This is a genomic window from Nocardia anocheti (assembly GCF_029675105.1).
Lineage (GTDB): Bacteria > Actinomycetota > Actinomycetes > Mycobacteriales > Mycobacteriaceae > Nocardia.
The window spans coordinates 384,729-400,441 of sequence record NZ_JAQQFV010000004.1 but is presented as its reverse complement, the minus strand read 5'-3'; the positions used below and the strand labels follow the sequence as shown (position 1 = coordinate 400,441).

The following is a 15,713-nucleotide window of genomic DNA, read 5'->3' as shown; positions in this document are numbered from 1 at the left end:
TTTGGTGAGTATTGGACTTGATAGTCGGTACTTGTCGATTGTAGCGCGCTCGGCGAATCTGGAAGGGCCTCGCCGATCGGCGGCGCGAGCTACGGCACAAGGGGAAGACATGTCCGATTCGGTGACGGCACAGCGGGTTTCGCTTCTCGGTCTGGGCGCCATGGGCACCGCGCTGGCGCGGGCGCTGCTGGCCGCCGGACACGAGGTGACGGTGTGGAACCGCACCGCCGCGCGGGCCGAGGCGCTGGCGGCCGAGGGCGCGACGGTGGCGGGCACGGCCGCGGAGGCGCTCACGGCGGCCGACCTGGTGATCCTGTGCGTCCTCGACGACGCGGCGGTGCGCGAACATCTCGAGCCCGCCGTCGACGGCCTGCGCGGCCGGGTGGTGGTGAACCTGACCACGACCTCGCCGGAACAGGCACGAGCCCTGGGTCGCTGGGCCGAGGCCGAGCGGATCGCCTGGATCGACGGCGGCATCATGGCCGTGCCGTCGATGATCGGCGGACCGGGCGCCTTCGTGCTCTACAGCGGCGCGGCGGCGGCGTTCGAGCGGCACCGCGCGGTGCTGGAGGTGTTCGGCCGGGCCGAGTTCGTCGGCACCGACCCCGGCGCGGCCGCCATGTACGACGTATCGATCCTCGGCGGCATGTACGCCATGTTCGCCGCCTTCCACCAGGGCGGCGCGATGGTACGCACCACCGGCGGATCGGCGGCCCAGTTGGCGGAGCTGATGGCGCCGTTCCTGCGGGCGATGGCGACGCTGCTCGCCCCACACGCCGTCGGCATCGATACTCCGGCGGAGTACATCCAGGAACAGAGCGACGAATTCACCGCCGCCGCGATCGATCTCATCGACAAGGCTGCCACCGAATCCGGCACGCCCACCGAACTGTTCGGGGTCTTGCGCCGCACGCTCACCGGGTTGTAACGGCGTCACTGCGCTGGTGAGAACCGATACGGCTGCGGACAGGCGGCCGGTGGTCCGCTGGCGGACCGCGACGCGGTGACCGGTGTGGGCCACCGCGTCGCGGGTGCCGGGTCAGGCGTCGACGAGGTCGGCGGTGAGGAACTCGTCGACGAAACCCCGCGCGGTCGCGTCGAAGGCGGCGTAGTGGGCGGCCCTGGCGTCGCCCTGGATGGCCGCGCCGATCACCAGATTGCCCTCGCTGTCGAGGGTCTGTGGCTGGTCCTCGGCATCGGGCAGCAGGCCGACGCGCGAGTCGGCGAAACCGCTGTAGTAGGCCAGACCCTCGCTGAGCTGGGCCTCGAGCAGCTGCTGCATGCCGGGGACGATGGCGTCGTCGGCGGTGGCCCCGGCCAGACCGAGCCACAGGATGCGCTTGCCCGCCAGCCGGGGCTTGCTGCGGCCGTAGGCGAAGCCGTAGTTCCAGATCCGGTCGATCCAGCCCTTGAGGATGGCCGGGGTGCTCTGCCAGTAGACCGGGAACACCACGACCACCACCTGGGCGGCCTGGACGCGGGCCATGTGCGCCTCGGCGTCGGCGGAGTACCGCTTGTCGCGGTTGCCCCAGTCGGGCTGGTCGGCGACGGTCATCCGGGGATCGAAGTTCTCGGCGTGCAGGTCCAGCAGGTCGACGGTGTAGCCCGCCGCGTCGAGCCGGGCGACGGCCAGCTCGGCGACATGCGCCGACAGCGAATCGGCGCGATGATGGGCGAGCACGACAAGCGCTGTGCGCGAAGCGGATTCGGTGGTGGCGAGCGACTGCGTCACGGTGGGACTCCCTGTTGATCTTGGGGGCGCGCTGCCCCGGTACCTAGAGTCAACCGCGATTCGTGTGGACGATCTATGGGTGATCATCTCCGCTCGATAGGAATTCGTCTACGGTGGTGGGTATGGATCCGTTGAGTTCGTTGCTGAGTGGCATCCGTGCGGACGGATCGGTGGTGGCCCACGCCGTATTGCGTGCCCCGTGGACGATCCGCTTCGCCGACGAAGCGCCGCTGATCATGGTCACCGTGCTGCGCGGTCGGGGCGGCACGCTGGTGCTGGCCGACGGTTCCCGCACCCGGCTGGTGCTCGGCGACACCGCGCTGGTGCAGGCCGGGGCCTCCTTCGAACTGCTCGACGGTGACACCGACGCCGGGAATCCGCGCCTCGAGTACGAGCTGTCCTGCTTTGTGCCGCGTGGTTTCGGCGCGGCCGAACTCGCCTGCGTCACACCGGAACTGGTGGAGGTAACCGGGGTCGAATCGGAGACCTCGCTGATCGTCGGGGCCTACCGCGCCTCCGGGCGGCGCCACGAACGGCTGCTGCGCGCGCTGCCGCCGGTGATGGTGGTCGGCGGCGACACCGAGATCTGCACCTGGCTCGAAGAGGCCGCCGCCGACGCGTTCCGCAATACCGCGGGCGCGCAGGCGCTGATGGACCGACTGCTGGACTGGGCGCTGGTCTGCACCCTGCGCAGTTGGCTCACCCGGCAGGGCGAATTCGCGCCCGCCTGGTATCGCGGCATGGCCGATCCGGTGGTCGGTCCGGCGCTGGAAGCCATCCACGCCAAGCCTTTCCAGCGCTGGACCGTCGCGAGTCTGGCCACCGAGGCGCTGGTCTCGCGCGCCCTGTTCGCCAAACGCTTCACCGAGGTGATGGGCGAACCCCCGCTCACCTACCTCACCGAATGGCGGATGGCCGAGGCCGAGGAGTTGCTCGCCGATCCCGCCCGCAGCGTCGCCCAGGTGGCCACCACCGTCGGCTACTCCGACCCCTTCGGCTTCAGCGCCGCCTTCAAACGCTCACGCGGACAGAGCCCCACCGAATTCCGGACCGCCGTGCGGGCGTGACCGGCTCAGCCGTCGAGGTGGGTGGTCAGGCGATCGAGGAACGGGCGCTGGCCGGTGACGAGCTTGTCGCGGGCCGACTCGGGGGCGAACCATTCCGCGCGGTCGATCTCCGGGAAGACGCCGGTGCGACCGGAGCGGGGCGGCCATTCCATCTCGAAGGTGCCGGGCACGATCGCGGTGGTGTCGAGGTCGCCCTCCACGGCCCACACGGTGACGGTCTTGCGGCGGCCGCCGCTGCCGTAGTGCACCTGGCCGAGATCGGTCCAGTCGCCGTCGGGGACGGGCAGGCCCAGTTCCTCGGTGAATTCGCGCGCGGCGGCCGCGCGGGGCTGTTCGTCGGGCTCGTACTCACCCTTGGGGATCGACCAGGCCGACTGGTCCTTCTTGGCCCACAGCGGTCCGCCCATATGTCCGAGCAGCACCTCGATGCCGTCGTCACCGCGCCGGTAGAGCAGGACGCCCGCGCTGAATTTCTCCGCCATGGGCTTCAGTCTGCCCCAGGTGGTTCGTCGAGCCCGGCGACGAAACGGCCGAGCAGGTGGGCGAATTCGCCGCGCTCGCGGACCGACCACCCGGTCATCGCGCGATCGAAGGCGCCGCGACGGCGCTCGTGGGCCTGTTCGACCAGCGCTTTCCCGGCGTCGGTGAGTTCCAGCAGCGAACGCCGTCCGTCGGACTGATCGGCGACGCGCCGCAGCAGCCCCCCGGCCACGGCCGTGGCGACCAGCTTGCTCGCGCGCGGTTGATCCACCGCGAGCGCGGACGCGACCGTCGAGACGGTCGGCTCGGGCGCGTCCTCGACCACGTCGAGCACGTCGAACGCCTGCCCGCTCGGCTCGCCCGCGCCCAGGGTGCGTCGCGTCTGCCGTCGTCGGATGGCGATCATCGCCCGTTCGATCCGCTCGACCTCGTCCACGCCGTCATGCTACCGTCGAACATATACATGTAAAAGAACATGTAATTGTCTGAGGATATGTAGGTGCCGTAGATGACCGAACGCCGACTGATCGGCTACCAGGTGAAACGCCTGGACCAGCTGATCGAAGCCACCTTCGACCAGGCCGCCGCCGAGGTCGGAATGACCCGCCGTGAATGGCAGGTCCTCACCACCCTCGGCCGTGGTCCCGCCACCGCCGACGCGCTCCAGGACGCCCTGCGCCCGTTCTGGGAGACCACCACCGACTCCGTCGCCGCCCTCACCACCGAACTCACCACGCGGGGCTGGCTCACCCGCGACGCCGACGCCCGCTTCGCCCTGACCGAAGCCGGGATCTCGGCCCACGCGGCCGCCACCCACTCCGTCGGCACCCTGCGCGCCCGGATGACCACCGGCGTCGCTGCGGCCGACTTCGACACCTGCACCACCGTTCTCGCCCGGATGATCGCGAACCTCGAGCCCGCGTCCTGACACCGCGAGCCGAGATCGCGCCGGAACGGGCCGCGAGGCGCGCGCTGCCGCAGACCACGCGATCCGGGCACGGGTGCCGCGTGCGTATCACGCGCCAGGCAGCCGGTCCGTGCCACACAGCAGGTGGGTGAGAACGTTCAGCCCGCGACGACCGCGTGTATCGGGTCGTGTCTGTGATCGACAGGTTCGGGTGGCGGTGCCGGTGTCGATCACCCTGGCGTCGGTGTGCCCGATCGAGGTACCTCGGTGGCGGCGGCGAGCCGGGCGGCGCGGAGCAGGAGGTAGTCGCGTTCGGGGGTGCTCGCGGTGTGTTGGGCGGCGCGGCGGTATTCGGTGATCGCGGCGGCCGGGTCGCCCGCCATCTCGTGGAGGTGGCCGCGGACGGCGGCGAGGCGGTGGGAGCGGGACAGGGCCTCGGCGACGGTGTCGGCGAGGGCCAGACCGGCGTCGGGGCCGTGGACCATGGCGGTGGCGACGGCCCGGTTGAGGGTGACCATCGGGTTCGGGCTCCGGCGTTCGAGCAGGGTGTAGAGGGCGAGCACGCTCGGCCAGTCGGTGTCCTCGACGCGGGGTGCCTGGGCGTGCAGGCCCGCGATGGCGGCCTGGAGTTGGTAGGGGCCGGTGAGACCGGCGGGCATGGTCGCGGTGAGCAGACGCAAGCCCTCGGTGACGCGGGCGCGGTCCCAGCGGGCACGGTCCTGCTCGGGCAGGGGGATCAGTTCGCCGTGCGGGCCGCAGCGGGCGCCGCGGCGCGCGTCGGTGAGCAGCATGAGCGCGAGCAGGCCGCCGACCTCGGTGTCGTGGGGGAGCAGGGCGTGCAGCGCGCGGGTCAGCCGGATGGCCTCGGCCGACAGGTCCGCCCGGTCCAGCGTCTCGCCCGCGCTGCTGGTGTGCCCCTCGGTGAAGATCACGTACAGCACCCGCAGCACCGAGTCCAGCCGCGCGGGGTCGGTCGCGCCGTCGGCGAACGGCCGGGGCAGGCTCGCCAGCTTCTGCTTGGCCCGCGAAATGCGCTGCGCCATGGTCGCTTCCGGAACCAGGAACGCCGCCGCGATCTCGCCGGTGCGCAGGCCACCCACCGCACGTAGCGTCAGGGCCACCGCCCCCGCGGGCGGTAGGTCGGGATGACAGCACAGGAAATACAGATCGAGGGTGTCGTCACGACCGGACGCCTCGGTCGGCAGCTCCCGCGCGAACACCGTGCTCTCCCGGCGGCGTCGCGCCACCTCCGCGCGCACCGCGTCGGCCATGCGCCGCTGGGCGACCTGGATCAGCCAGCCGCGCGGATTGTCCGGCCTGCCTTCGGTGTCCCACTGGGTGGCCGCGGCCAGCAGCGCGTCCTGCACCGCGTCCTCGGCCAGTTCGAAGTCGCCGAACCGGCGCACCAGCACACCGAGGACCTGCGGGGCGAGCGTGCGCAGCAGGTCCTCGGTGCGTGGCTCGCTCACGCTTCGGGGGCGCTCATGACCTGGCGCACCTCGATGTACTCACCGATCGGCGCACCACCGGGGCCGGGCGCGGCCGAGGCCTGCGCGGCGATCTCGATGGCCCGCTCGGTCGAGTCGACGTCGACGATCCAATAGCCCGCGAGGAATTCCTTGGTCTCCGGGAACGGCCCGTCGGTGACCACCGGCGCCGACCGCCCGTCGGAGTGCACGATCAGCGCCTGCTCCGGCCCGGCGAGACCCTGCCCCTCGACGAGTTCGCCCGAGGCGGCCAGCTGCGCGCCCAGCGCCCGCTGGAAATCGATGTGCGCGGCGATGTCCTCGGGCGCCCACTCGGGCAGCGGACGATCACAGTAGGCGGTCTCGCCGTAGGTCTTGACCAGCATGTACTTCATGACTCCAGCTCCTGTTCCGTGGCGCTCGTGCGGCGCCTTCGACCAGTGGTCGGAGCCACCGCGTCGGATTCGACAGACTTCCCGACCGATCAGAGGGGAATATCGGGATTCGCCAGCCGCTCGGGTTCCACCGGCTCGGCCGACAGGATCAGCTGCTTGATCCGGTCGGTCACATCCCACACGTTCACGTTCATGCCCGCCTTGACCCGGTTCTCGGGGTCGAGCCAGAACGCGACGAACTCCCGTTCGGTGGGCTCGCCGCGGACCACCACGCGCACGTCGTCGCCCCGGCCGACATAGCCGGTGTACTCCATGCCCACGTCGTACTGGTCGCTGAAGAAATACGGAAGCCGGTCGTAGACAGCCGATCTGCCGAGCATGGTGCGCGCGGCCACCGCGGGCTGGTTCAGCGCTGTCGCCCAGTGCTCCACGCGCACCCGCCGGTTCAGCACCGGATGCTGCTGTTCGGCGATGTCGCCGACGGCCACCACATCCGGGTCGCTGGTGCGCAGCGCCTCGTCGACGAGCACGCCGCCGTCGTAGTCGAGCCCGGCCGCGATGGCCGACTCGATATTGGGTGCCGCGCCCACCGCCACCAGCACCGCCTGCGCGGGGACCACCGTGCCGTCGCCGAGCTGCACGCCGGTCGCGTCGCCCTCGTCGGTGAGAATCGCGTCGACACCGATCCCGGTGCGCAGGTCCACGCCGTGTTCGCGATGCACCTCGGCGTAGAAGGCGCCCATCTCCGGGCCGAGCGCGCCCAGCAGCGGCAGCTCCGCCGACTCGATCACCGTGACATCCACGCCCCTGGCCCTGGCCTGCGCCGCCACCTCCAGACCGATCCAGCCCGCGCCGATGATCACCAGCCGTTGATCCGAGCGCAGCACGCCCGCGATCACGTCCGAATCGCCGATGGTGCGCAGGGTGTACACATTCGGCGCGTCGGCGCCGGGAATCTTCAGCGTGCGCGGGCGGGAACCGGTGGCCAACGCGAGCTTGTCGTAGGACAGGGTCGACTCGTCGGGCAGGGTGACGGTCCTGGCGCGCGCGTCGAAGGCCGTGGCGGTGGTGCCCAACCGCAGGTCGATGTGGTGATCGCGGTACCAGGCGGCCTGGTCGACGGTGAAATCGGGCAGCTGCTGGGTGCCCGCCAGATGCTGTTTGGACAGCGGCGGCCGCTCGTAGGGCAGCTCCTCCTCACCGGCCAACACGGTCACCTGACCGTCGAAATCGTTGGCGCGCAGGGCCTCGGCGAGCTTGGCGGCGGCGAGCCCGCCACCGATGACGACGAAATGCTGGTTCGAGCTCATGAACGGACTCCTTCTCGCGGGCGACCGGACTCCTCGCCGACGAGCCTAATCCGCTCCGGCGTCCGGGGGAACGATTCCGGGGCGCGCGCGGTTGCACCTGACGGCGAGCCCGTCCGCCCGCCGCCCGCTGACCCGAGAGGAAGACTCGTGAGCGATCAGGCCACGAAGGATGTCGTCGATTTCTGGTTCGATCCCCTGTGCCCGTGGTGCTGGATCACCTCCCGGTGGATCCTGGAAGTCGAGAAGGTGCGCGACATCGACGCGCGCTTCCACGTGATGAGCCTGTCGGTGCTCAACGAGGGCAAGGACGACCTGCCCGAACGCTACGTCGAGATGATGGCCGCGGGCTGGGGCCCGGTGCGCGTCGCCATCGCCGCCGCCCAGAAGCACGGCGACGAGATCCTCTCGCCGCTCTACACCGCGCTGGGCACCCGCATCCACGACCGCCGCGCCGAATACGAGCGCGAGACCACCCAGGAAACCCTGGCCGCCGTCGTCGCCGACGCTCTGGCCGAACTGGACCTGCCCGCCGAACTGGCCGAGGCCGCCGGGGTCACCGAGTACGACGAGGCGCTGCGCGAGAGTCATCACGCGGGCATGGACAAGGTCGGTCCCGACGTAGGCACCCCGACCATCCATGTCAACGGGGTCGCCTTCTTCGGCCCGGTCCTCTCGCGCATCCCGCGCGGTGAGGACGCTGGCCGGGTCTGGGACGGCGTAGTCGCCCTCGCCTCCTACCCACACTTCTTCGAACTCAAGCGCACCCGCACCGAAGACCCTGTGTTCGATTGAGAAACGGACGGGGTGCCGTAGTGGCACCCCGTCGGCTCAGACCGGTTCGGGTGGTAGTGCTCGCGTCTTGGTGGTCAGTGGGTAGCCGCTCGGGGGTGGGATGGCGCCGGGGTGGGGTGGTTTCGGGCGCCAGAACATGGGGCCGGGTTTGGTGCGGTCGCGTAGGGCCCACATGCGCCAGGTGAGGACGGGGTGGGTGGCCATGGCGTTGACGAGCCAGACGAAGCCGCCCTTCTCCAGGGCGGCGCGGTCGGCCATCTCGTCGAAGCCGACCTCGGCGTTGAGGTACTTGCCCGCGGCCAGGGTGGCCATCGCGCCGGGGGCGCCCTGGGGGCGGTTGCAGAAGCCGTGGTTGTCGGCGGTGTACTCCTGGGCGCGGATGAGCGAGGAACCCAGGATCGGCAGCCAGGGGGCGACGAACATGCCCAGCTGACGCCAATACGACACGTGACCGGCGGCGATGTGGCCGACCTCGTGGCCGATGATGAAGGCCAGCGCGTCGGGATCGCGGGCCGCGCCGCCGATCTCGAACAGGTCGCTGTAGACCACCACGAAGCGGCGGAAGCCGTGGCCGGAGGCGAAGGCGTTGATCTGGCCGTTGCCCAGGATCACGTACGCGTCGGGCACCTTGCGCATCCCGAACCGGGCCGCCGCCTCCTGCACCATCCGGTACCCCTCCGGGAACTGGCTGGGTGACATCTTCACGCCGTTGATCCGCTGGGTCGCGTAGTTCATGCCACGACCGGCCCACAGCAGGATCGGCGCGAACAACAGCAGCAGCACGTACGGGCTGGTCAGCACCGAGCCGACCTCCTGGCCCTGATCGTCGACCAGCGGCCCGGCCACCGCCTCGATCAGCAGCATGAGCAGCACCAGCAGGTAGGCGACCCCGGTGAGCATGATCACCACCACCAGCAGCGGGATCTCCCACGGATGCCGGGCGGGCATCCCGTACGGGGACAGACCGCGCGGCTGGTGCTGGGGCGGAATCGGGGGGCCGGGTGGGTGATAGCCGGGGAAGGGCGCGTAGCCGCCGGTCGGCTGCGTCGGGAAACCGCCGGTCGGTGCGGCGGGCTGGGCCCAGGGGGAGGTGCCGTGTGGGGGCTCGGACCCGGCGTGCATCGACGGTGCCGCGTCGGTAGGTCGGCCCTCGGGCTGCGGCGGGGGACCTGCCGAATGCGGGAATTGCGGTTCGTGCGGGTGCATGAAAACGACTCTAAGCGGCCTGACACAATCGCAGCCATGCGCGTTTACCTGGGTGCCGACCATGCCGGTTTCGAACTGAAGAATCACGTCAAGGCCCATCTGCAGGAGGCCGGACACGAGGTCGTCGATTGCGGCGCCCTCGAATACGACGCTCTCGACGACTACCCCGCCTTCTGCATCGAGGCCGCGCGTCGCACGGTCGCCGACCCGGGCAGCCTCGGGCTGGTCTTCGGCGGCAGCGGCAACGGCGAGCAGATCGCCGCCAACAAGGTTCCCGGCGCCCGCTGCGCGCTGGCCTGGAGCGTGGAGACCGCCAAGCTGGCCCGCGAGCACAACAACGCCCAGCTCATCGGCATCGGCGGCCGCATGCACACCACCGAGGAAGCCCTCGCCATCGTCGACGCGTTCCTGGGTCAGGCGTGGTCGGAGGAGCCCCGCCACCAGCGCCGCATCGACATCCTGGCCGACTACGAGAAGTCCGGCGAGGCCCCCGCCGTTCCCGCCTACTGAGCAAGGACCTTGCCTGAGGGACACACCCTCCACCGGATCGCCGGACTCCATCAGGAGCGGTTCTCCGGTGGGGCGGTGCGGGTTTCGAGTCCACAGGGGCGCTTCAGCGAGGGCGCCGCGCTGGTGGACGGGCGGGTGCTCGAGCGGGCCGAAGCGGTCGGCAAGCATCTGCTGCATCACTACGAGGCCGGGCTGACCGTGCACGTGCACCTCGGGCTGTACGGCACGTTCAGCGAATCCGCGCTGCCGATGGGCGCGCCGGTCGGCCAGGTGCGGATGCGGATGATCGGCGCCGCCACCGAATTCGGCACCGACCTGCGCGGGCCGACCGCGTGCGAGGTCATGAATCCCGCCGAGGTCGACGCGCTCATCGCCCGGCTCGGCGCCGACCCGCTGCGCCCCGACGCCGATCACGAACGCGCCGGTGCGCGCGTCCGCCGCTCCCGCAGGGCGATCGGCGCGCTCCTCATGGATCAGTCGCTGATCGCCGGGGTCGGCAATGTGTACCGCGCGGAAGTGCTGTTCCGGCACGGGATCTCGCCGTACCGGCCCGGCACCTCGATCGGTGCCGAGGAGTGGGACGCACTGTGGGCCGACCTCGTCGAACTCATGCCGATCGGCGTGGCCACCGGGCGCATGCACGTGGTGCGGCCCGAACACGACACCGGCGCACCCTCTTACGCGCAGGATCGGCCGCGCACCTATGTCTACCGGCGCCAGGGTGAACCCTGCAGGGTCTGCGGGACACCGATCGCGCACGCCGTCATGGAGGGGCGAAACCTGTTCTGGTGCCCCACCTGTCAGCCGCGCTGAGTGACGGGATCGGCTGAGCCGGTGGGGATGCCCGTGTCGGCCGCCGGACCGGGTCCGCTGTGCCATCATGTCGGCATGAGTTATCGGGGGAATCTCGACGCGGGGCGTCGTTCGGCTTACACACCGCATCAGCACGGGGCCACGGGGGACAGCCGCTATCCGTCGCCACGGATACTGCGCAATGCGATCGCGAACGTCCTCGACGTCGTGGTGGTGTTCGGACCGTTCATGGCCGGGTATCTGTTTCTGCTGCTGAACGAGCGGGATCTGATGCTGCGGGACGATCAGACACCGATCCTGCTCACGAGCATCGTCGTGGTGCTGACGACGTCACTGGTCAACGCGGTGCTGCTACCCAGCTTCGCGGGTTCGAGTATCGGGCAGCTGGTGACAGGACTGGTCTGGATCCGCGGTTCGGACGGCAGCAGGCCGAGCGTCAGGGAAATGTTGCGCGCGTTCTTCAACCACCGCGGCCCGCTCCGGTTGGGCGGTGTCCAGCAGCACGCGCCCGCACTGGTCGTGGTGCGTCGTCGTGATCTGGCCGCGCCCGCGATGGTTACCGGCTCCCTCGGCTACACCGAACACTGACAGTTCCCGGAATAGGTTGAGCCGGACCGCGAAGTGCAGGCTTCGCGATCCGACTCAGCCCGCGACCGCCGTTCCCAGTTCGGGGTCGCCCGATTCGGCGAGCGCGAAACGCCGCCCGCCCGCGGATTTCGCCGAATACATCGCGCGGTCGGCGCGACGCAGCAGGTCGGTGAAATCGCACGTCTTTCCCGGCGCGCAGAACGCCGTGCCCACACTCGCCGACACCGGGACCGGGCCCGCGCTCGACCACACCGGGTCGCGCAGCGCCGCGACCACGCGGTGCGCCAGCTCGCCGAGGGTGTCGCGCCGGGGGTTGGCCGCGACGACGAACTCGTCGCCGCCGTACCGGCAGATCACCGTCTCGGGCGGGCAGACCTCGCGCAGCCGGTTGGCCAGCTCGACGAGGACCTCGTCGCCGATCGCGTGCCCGTAGCCGTCGTTGATCTGCTTGAACCGGTCCAGGTCGACCACCAGCACGCCGACGCCACGGGTGGGGTCGGCCGCGAAGGCGCGGACCCGTTCCTGCAGCAGGGTGCGGTTGGCCAGGTCGGTGAGAGCGTCGTGGGTCGCCTCGTGGCGCAAGCGGTGCTGCAGCGCGGCGATCTCCTGTACGCGCAGCGACACTTTCGCCGAGATGTTCTGTTCCTGTTGCGCCAGCGCCCGTTCCTGCAGCGCCTGCGCGTAGCTGTCGATGGCCTGACTGGCGACCAGCGGCCAGCGGGTGGCCACCAGCGAGCCGGGCACGCCGGAGGGGAAGCCGAGCAGCCAGCGGGTGGCGTGCGCCAGCATCCGGGTTCGTTCGAAGGGCGCCTCGGCCAGCCGGGCACCCAGCATCCGTGCCTGCGGCACCGGGAACGGTTCGGTCCTGGCCAGGTGCAGCAGGCGCTCGACGATGTCGACGAGAACCGGCTCCAACTGGTGCGGCGCCGTGGACGATCCGGGCTCGGCACACACCGCGCGGGCCCAGGCGCGGGCCATCGCGGCGACCGGTGGCTCGATGTGGACAGTCATCGACATCACCGGCGGTCGGTGGCGACGGACATGCCACCTCGCTCGTTCGCACTGCTACGCGGTTGAGTCCACCGAGTTCGGTACACGCTCACCGCCCCCTTTCCAGATACCCCCGTCCGGCAAAAAGGATTCTAGCAAGCCACCCGAGACCGAAAAGTCGCGTTCTAGCACGCGTTACAGTCTCTCGCGAATGGCGATCGGGTATGACATCGCTGCAGCCGCTCTGGCGTTACACACTTTCCGGAGAAATTTTCAGAGCACCCGAATGTGCAGCGTATAGCCCTGTTCTGGGTGGTGGACGTTGGGTCGCCATGGTCCCTCCTCGCCGGGTTGCGCGCCATCTCATGGTGGCCTACTCGCCGCCCACACGCGAGGTTTTCGAGGAAAATCATCCTGTTTAATCCCCCCGTGCGGCGGGCGCCGGTTCCCCGACGGCGCGCACCAACCATCGTGTCCGCGTAAGGGATTCGTAGCTAGGGTCATTAGGCCCTAATCGGGCATAGCGTCCGTGCCGACGGGTACTCGTGTCCGGCGCGCGCCGCCGGGGAGTCCGGGGGGCTGATTGGCTTTTACCGCGCGGGGTTCGGTACAGTCGTGGCGCACACGACATCGTGGCGATCCCATCGATGTCGTATGCCTGCGGGTGTAGTTCAATGGTAGAACCTCAGCCTTCCAAGCTGATGGTGCGGGTTCGATTCCCGTCACCCGCTCAAACACGAATTCCCTCGTCGGCGATCCCGCCCCGAGGACTCGGGGTGTAGCGCAGCTTGGTAGCGCATCCGCTTTGGGAGCGGAGGGTCGCAGGTTCAAATCCTGTCACCCCGACCATCACCATTCGCCCAGCTCAGGGTCGTAGGAGATCGCATGACTGCCAGGGTCGCTGTTGTCACGGGAGCCGCACGGGGGATCGGTGCCGCGGTCGCGCTCCGGCTCGCCACCGACGGATACGCCGTCGCCGTGCTCGACCTCGACGAGGCGGCCTGCGCCGACACCGTCGCCGCGATCGAGGCCGCGGGCGGCCGGGCCCTCGCGGTCGGCGCGGATGTCAGCGACGAGGCCGCCGTCACCGCCGCGGTCGAGCGGATCGCCACCGAACTCGGCGCACCGGTCGCGCTGGTCAACAACGCGGGCGTGCTGCGCGACAATCTGCTGTTCAAGATGTCGGTCGACGACTGGGACACCGTCCTGAACGTGCATCTGCGCGGGGCCTTCCTGATGACGCGCGCGGTGCAGAAGTACATGGTCGAGGCCGGGTTCGGCCGCGTCGTCAACCTGTCGAGCACCTCGGCGCTGGGCAATCGCGGCCAGGCCAACTACTCCGCCGCCAAGGCGGGCATGCAGGGCTTCACCAAGACGCTGGCCTTCGAACTGGGCAAGTTCGGCGTCACCGCCAACGCCATCGCCCCCGGCTTCATCGAAACCGAGATGACCGCGGCCACCGCCGCCCGCGTCGGCGCCGACTTCGAGGCGTTCAAGGCCGCGGCCGCCTCGCAGATCCCGGTCAACCGGGTCGGCGCGCCCGCCGATATCGCCCACGCCGCCTCGTTCTTCGCCAGCGAGGGTGCCGGGTTCGTCTCCGGTCAGGTGCTCTACGTGGCGGGCGGCCCGAAGGACTGACGCCGGGATTCGTATTCCCGGGACGCACTGTCCACGAGACTCTTACCGTTACCGCCGGTAGTGGTTCGCGGTGGTGGGAGTCGGTGTGGTGGGAAAGTGGTCTCTGGTCATCGGCGCGACGGTTCTGCTGACGGCGCTCGCTCCGGGTGGGTCCTCGGCGGCGCCGCCGGGATGCGCCGCCACCGGGTGGGTCGGTAGTTGGATGGCCGCGCCCTCGGATTCGTTCGGCGCGGTGGACCCGGCGCTGGTGCCGCAGCTGTCGGTCTCGGATCAGACCTACCGCGTCCTGATCACCCCGCACCTCGGCGGCGCGGAACTGCGTGTGCACCTGACCAACCGGACCCGGCCCGTGCCGATGGCCGTCGGCCGGGTGACCATCGCGACCTCGGCGGGCGGTGCGGCGGTGCGGCCGGAATCGCTGCGCGAGGTGACCTTCGGTGGCAGCGCGAGCGTGATCCTGGCTCCCGGCGCCGATCTCGTCAGCGATCCGGTCGATCTGTCGGTCGACGGGTTCACGCCGCTGGCGGTGAGTGTCCACCTGCCCGGATTCGCGGTGCTGCCGACCGAACACTTCAACGGCAATGCCACCAGTTACTACAGTCTGCCGTTCGCCGGGGACAGCACCGCCGATCCCTCGGGCGCCGGGCTGCCGCTGCGCACCACGGCCGTGCCACTGGTCTCCGGACTGGATGTGCGGGCGCCCGGCGCGGCGGGGGCCATCGTGGCCTTCGGCGACTCGATCACCGACGGGTACGTCTCGGCGAATTTCCTCGGCACACCCCAGGAGCCGGGCGTCGTGGACCGGAATGTGCGCTACTCGGACTTCCTGCAGCGGCGACTCGACGCGGCGGGCAAGCCGTTCGCGGTGCTCAATGCCGGGATCTCGGGCAATCGGGTGACCCGTGACGGGTTCATCCCGCAGTTCGGGCCCGCCGCCGTCGACCGGGTGGAGCGGGACGTGATCGGCAAGGCCGGGGTCACCGATGTGATCGTGCTCGAGGGCATCAACGACCTGGGCATCCCGATCGGGGCGAGCTACGAGCAGATCGTCGCCGGGTACACCACGCTGATCGAGCGGCTGCGCGCCGCCGGGCTGGCGGTACACCTGGGCACCATCCTGCCCGCGAGCAACGCCCTCGCCGACGGCATGCTCACCCTCCCGTACTCGAATCCGGTGCGGCAGCGGATCAATGCCTGGATCAGGGCGCAGCGGCTCTCCGACAGCGTGGTGGATTTCGACGCGGCGCTGCGTGATCCGGCGAATCCGGACGTGCTCGACCCGCGCTTCGCCGGGCCGGACAATCTGCATCCGAACGCGGCGGGATATCAGGCGATGGCCGCCGCGATCGACCTCGACGCCTTCGTGGGCTGCCGGTAGCGCTCAGGCGCAGCCGAAGCGGAAGTCGGCGCCGACCTCGGTACCCGCGGCCACCTCGAGCCGGGCCGGGGCCCGGTCGTTGAGGCCGCAGCCGCCGGGCACGGTCGTCACCGCCGCCTCGTAGCAGCCCACCGGCAGGGCCACCGTGGCGCTGCCGTCCTTGCCGCTGACGAGGGTGGCGACGACCTGGTCGGTGCCGCACGCGGTGACGGTGATCTCCGCGCGGTTCACCGGAATCGGTTCCGAGCCGGTGATCGCGCGGACGGTGAGCGTGCCCGAGCCGGGCGGCGCCGGATCGGCGGCGGCGACACCGGCCACCGCCAGCGGACCGAGCGCGATCAGTGCGAGCAACGTACGGCGCATGAACCTCTCCTCAACAGCGAGTCGGGTCGTCCGCTGGTGATGGTAGGCGCCCGCCACCCGGTCGGGGCCGGTCCCGCG

At 70.2% G+C, this 15,713-nt stretch carries 18 protein-coding genes and 2 tRNA genes; 11 read left to right on the top strand and 9 right to left on the bottom strand.

Going from position 1 to position 15,713, the window contains the following annotated elements; all coding sequences use genetic code 11:
- Positions 1–4: 4 nt before the first annotated feature.
- Positions 5–928 carry an NAD(P)-binding domain-containing protein gene (locus tag QC180_RS12890; RefSeq protein WP_278262927.1) on the top strand — a complete coding sequence of 308 codons (924 nt, stop codon included), beginning with the start codon at positions 5–7 and terminating at the stop codon, positions 926–928.
- Between the two features lie 111 nt (positions 929–1,039).
- Here the strand turns inward: QC180_RS12890 and QC180_RS12885 are convergent, their stop codons facing one another.
- Positions 1,040–1,732: an NAD(P)H oxidoreductase gene (locus tag QC180_RS12885; protein ID WP_278262926.1), complete on the bottom strand. Its 693-nt coding sequence runs from the start codon at positions 1,730–1,732 to the stop codon at positions 1,040–1,042.
- Positions 1,733–1,854: 122 nt separating this feature from the next.
- Here QC180_RS12885 and QC180_RS12880 point away from each other — a divergent pair, with 122 nt between their 5' ends.
- Positions 1,855–2,799 carry an AraC family transcriptional regulator gene (locus QC180_RS12880; RefSeq protein ID WP_278262925.1) on the top strand — a complete coding sequence of 315 codons (945 nt, stop codon included), beginning with the start codon at positions 1,855–1,857 and terminating at the stop codon, positions 2,797–2,799.
- A gap of 5 nt (positions 2,800–2,804) precedes the next feature.
- On the opposite strand, the gene QC180_RS12875 is transcribed toward QC180_RS12880, so the two are convergent.
- On the bottom strand, positions 2,805–3,281 hold the full coding sequence (locus QC180_RS12875; RefSeq protein WP_278262924.1) for an NUDIX hydrolase: 477 nt from the start codon (positions 3,279–3,281) through the stop codon (positions 2,805–2,807).
- A gap of 5 nt (positions 3,282–3,286) precedes the next feature.
- The gene (locus QC180_RS12870; protein WP_278262923.1) at positions 3,287–3,715 is read right to left on the bottom strand and encodes a MarR family winged helix-turn-helix transcriptional regulator; all 429 of its coding nucleotides are present in this window, start codon (positions 3,713–3,715) and stop codon (positions 3,287–3,289) included.
- 72 nt (positions 3,716–3,787) lie between these two features.
- Between QC180_RS12870 and QC180_RS12865 the strand changes: the two genes are divergently transcribed.
- Entirely contained in the window at positions 3,788–4,207 is a 420-nt protein-coding gene (locus tag QC180_RS12865) for a MarR family winged helix-turn-helix transcriptional regulator (RefSeq protein WP_278262922.1), read from the top strand.
- A 209-nt stretch (positions 4,208–4,416) separates the two neighbouring features.
- On the opposite strand, the gene QC180_RS12860 is transcribed toward QC180_RS12865, so the two are convergent.
- The 3 genes from QC180_RS12860 to QC180_RS12850 form a co-directional block, all read right to left on the bottom strand.
- Positions 4,417–5,655, bottom strand: a complete 1,239-nt coding sequence (locus tag QC180_RS12860) for an RNA polymerase sigma factor (RefSeq protein ID WP_278262921.1) — start codon at positions 5,653–5,655, stop codon at positions 4,417–4,419.
- Complete coding sequence (locus tag QC180_RS12855; protein ID WP_278262920.1) at positions 5,652–6,047, bottom strand: YciI family protein; 396 nt, start codon at positions 6,045–6,047, stop codon at positions 5,652–5,654. The genes QC180_RS12860 and QC180_RS12855 overlap by 4 nt, the downstream gene beginning before the upstream one ends.
- A gap of 89 nt (positions 6,048–6,136) precedes the next feature.
- On the bottom strand, positions 6,137–7,357 hold the full coding sequence (locus QC180_RS12850; RefSeq protein ID WP_278262919.1) for an NAD(P)/FAD-dependent oxidoreductase: 1,221 nt from the start codon (positions 7,355–7,357) through the stop codon (positions 6,137–6,139).
- A gap of 147 nt (positions 7,358–7,504) precedes the next feature.
- On the opposite strand from QC180_RS12850, the gene QC180_RS12845 reads away from it, so the two are divergent.
- A complete protein-coding gene (locus QC180_RS12845; protein ID WP_278262918.1) occupies positions 7,505–8,149 on the top strand; it encodes a DsbA family protein in 645 nt (214 codons plus the stop codon).
- 36 nt (positions 8,150–8,185) lie between these two features.
- On the opposite strand, the gene QC180_RS12840 is transcribed toward QC180_RS12845, so the two are convergent.
- Positions 8,186–9,355 (bottom strand): M48 family metallopeptidase, encoded by a 1,170-nt coding sequence (locus QC180_RS12840; protein ID WP_474646427.1) that lies wholly within the window; start codon positions 9,353–9,355, stop codon positions 8,186–8,188.
- A 36-nt stretch (positions 9,356–9,391) separates the two neighbouring features.
- Between QC180_RS12840 and QC180_RS12835 the strand changes: the two genes are divergently transcribed.
- The 3 genes from QC180_RS12835 to QC180_RS12825 all read left to right on the top strand — a co-directional run bounded on the left by QC180_RS12835 (position 9,392) and on the right by QC180_RS12825 (position 11,266).
- Complete coding sequence (locus QC180_RS12835; RefSeq protein ID WP_278262917.1) at positions 9,392–9,865, top strand: ribose-5-phosphate isomerase; 474 nt, start codon at positions 9,392–9,394, stop codon at positions 9,863–9,865.
- Between the two features lie 9 nt (positions 9,866–9,874).
- A complete protein-coding gene (locus QC180_RS12830; RefSeq protein ID WP_278262916.1) occupies positions 9,875–10,678 on the top strand; it encodes an Fpg/Nei family DNA glycosylase in 804 nt (267 codons plus the stop codon).
- A 75-nt stretch (positions 10,679–10,753) separates the two neighbouring features.
- Positions 10,754–11,266, top strand: a complete 513-nt coding sequence (locus QC180_RS12825; protein ID WP_278262915.1) for an RDD family protein — start codon at positions 10,754–10,756, stop codon at positions 11,264–11,266.
- 54 nt (positions 11,267–11,320) lie between these two features.
- Here the strand turns inward: QC180_RS12825 and QC180_RS12820 are convergent, their stop codons facing one another.
- The gene (locus QC180_RS12820) at positions 11,321–12,277 is read right to left on the bottom strand and encodes a GGDEF domain-containing protein (RefSeq protein ID WP_278262914.1); all 957 of its coding nucleotides are present in this window, start codon (positions 12,275–12,277) and stop codon (positions 11,321–11,323) included.
- A gap of 639 nt (positions 12,278–12,916) precedes the next feature.
- Here QC180_RS12820 and QC180_RS12815 point away from each other — a divergent pair.
- From QC180_RS12815 to QC180_RS12800, 4 genes are all read left to right on the top strand, one after another.
- Positions 12,917–12,987 (top strand) — tRNA-Gly (locus tag QC180_RS12815).
- A 41-nt stretch (positions 12,988–13,028) separates the two neighbouring features.
- Positions 13,029–13,105, top strand: a tRNA-Pro gene (locus tag QC180_RS12810).
- 36 nt (positions 13,106–13,141) lie between these two features.
- Positions 13,142–13,894, top strand: a complete 753-nt coding sequence (locus tag QC180_RS12805) for an SDR family oxidoreductase (RefSeq protein ID WP_278262913.1) — start codon at positions 13,142–13,144, stop codon at positions 13,892–13,894.
- A gap of 88 nt (positions 13,895–13,982) precedes the next feature.
- Positions 13,983–15,272: a GDSL-type esterase/lipase family protein gene (locus tag QC180_RS12800; protein ID WP_278262912.1), complete on the top strand. Its 1,290-nt coding sequence runs from the start codon at positions 13,983–13,985 to the stop codon at positions 15,270–15,272.
- 3 nt (positions 15,273–15,275) lie between these two features.
- On the opposite strand, the gene QC180_RS12795 is transcribed toward QC180_RS12800, so the two are convergent.
- Positions 15,276–15,635, bottom strand: coding sequence for a hypothetical protein (locus QC180_RS12795; RefSeq protein WP_278262911.1), 360 nt, complete (start codon positions 15,633–15,635; stop codon positions 15,276–15,278).
- Positions 15,636–15,713 lie beyond the last annotated feature (78 nt).

Bases quoted from the DNA above. Each gene is read 5' to 3' on its own strand.
- QC180_RS12880 (WP_278262925.1), top strand. From the start codon at position 1,855: ATGGATCCGTTGAGTTCGTTGCTGAGTGGCATCCGTGCGGACGGATCG.
- QC180_RS12875 (WP_278262924.1), bottom strand. From the start codon at position 3,281: ATGGCGGAGAAATTCAGCGCGGGCGTCCTGCTCTACCGGCGCGGTGAC.
- QC180_RS12865 (WP_278262922.1), top strand. From the start codon at position 3,788: ATGACCGAACGCCGACTGATCGGCTACCAGGTGAAACGCCTGGACCAG.
- QC180_RS12855 (WP_278262920.1), bottom strand. From the start codon at position 6,047: ATGAAGTACATGCTGGTCAAGACCTACGGCGAGACCGCCTACTGTGAT.
- QC180_RS12850 (WP_278262919.1), bottom strand. From the start codon at position 7,357: ATGAGCTCGAACCAGCATTTCGTCGTCATCGGTGGCGGGCTCGCCGCC.
- QC180_RS12840 (WP_474646427.1), bottom strand. From the start codon at position 9,355: ATGCACCCGCACGAACCGCAATTCCCGCATTCGGCAGGTCCCCCGCCG.
- QC180_RS12835 (WP_278262917.1), top strand. From the start codon at position 9,392: ATGCGCGTTTACCTGGGTGCCGACCATGCCGGTTTCGAACTGAAGAAT.
- QC180_RS12825 (WP_278262915.1), top strand. From the start codon at position 10,754: ATGAGTTATCGGGGGAATCTCGACGCGGGGCGTCGTTCGGCTTACACA.
- QC180_RS12820 (WP_278262914.1), bottom strand. From the start codon at position 12,277: ATGACTGTCCACATCGAGCCACCGGTCGCCGCGATGGCCCGCGCCTGG.
- QC180_RS12805 (WP_278262913.1), top strand. From the start codon at position 13,142: ATGACTGCCAGGGTCGCTGTTGTCACGGGAGCCGCACGGGGGATCGGT.
- QC180_RS12795 (WP_278262911.1), bottom strand. From the start codon at position 15,635: ATGCGCCGTACGTTGCTCGCACTGATCGCGCTCGGTCCGCTGGCGGTG.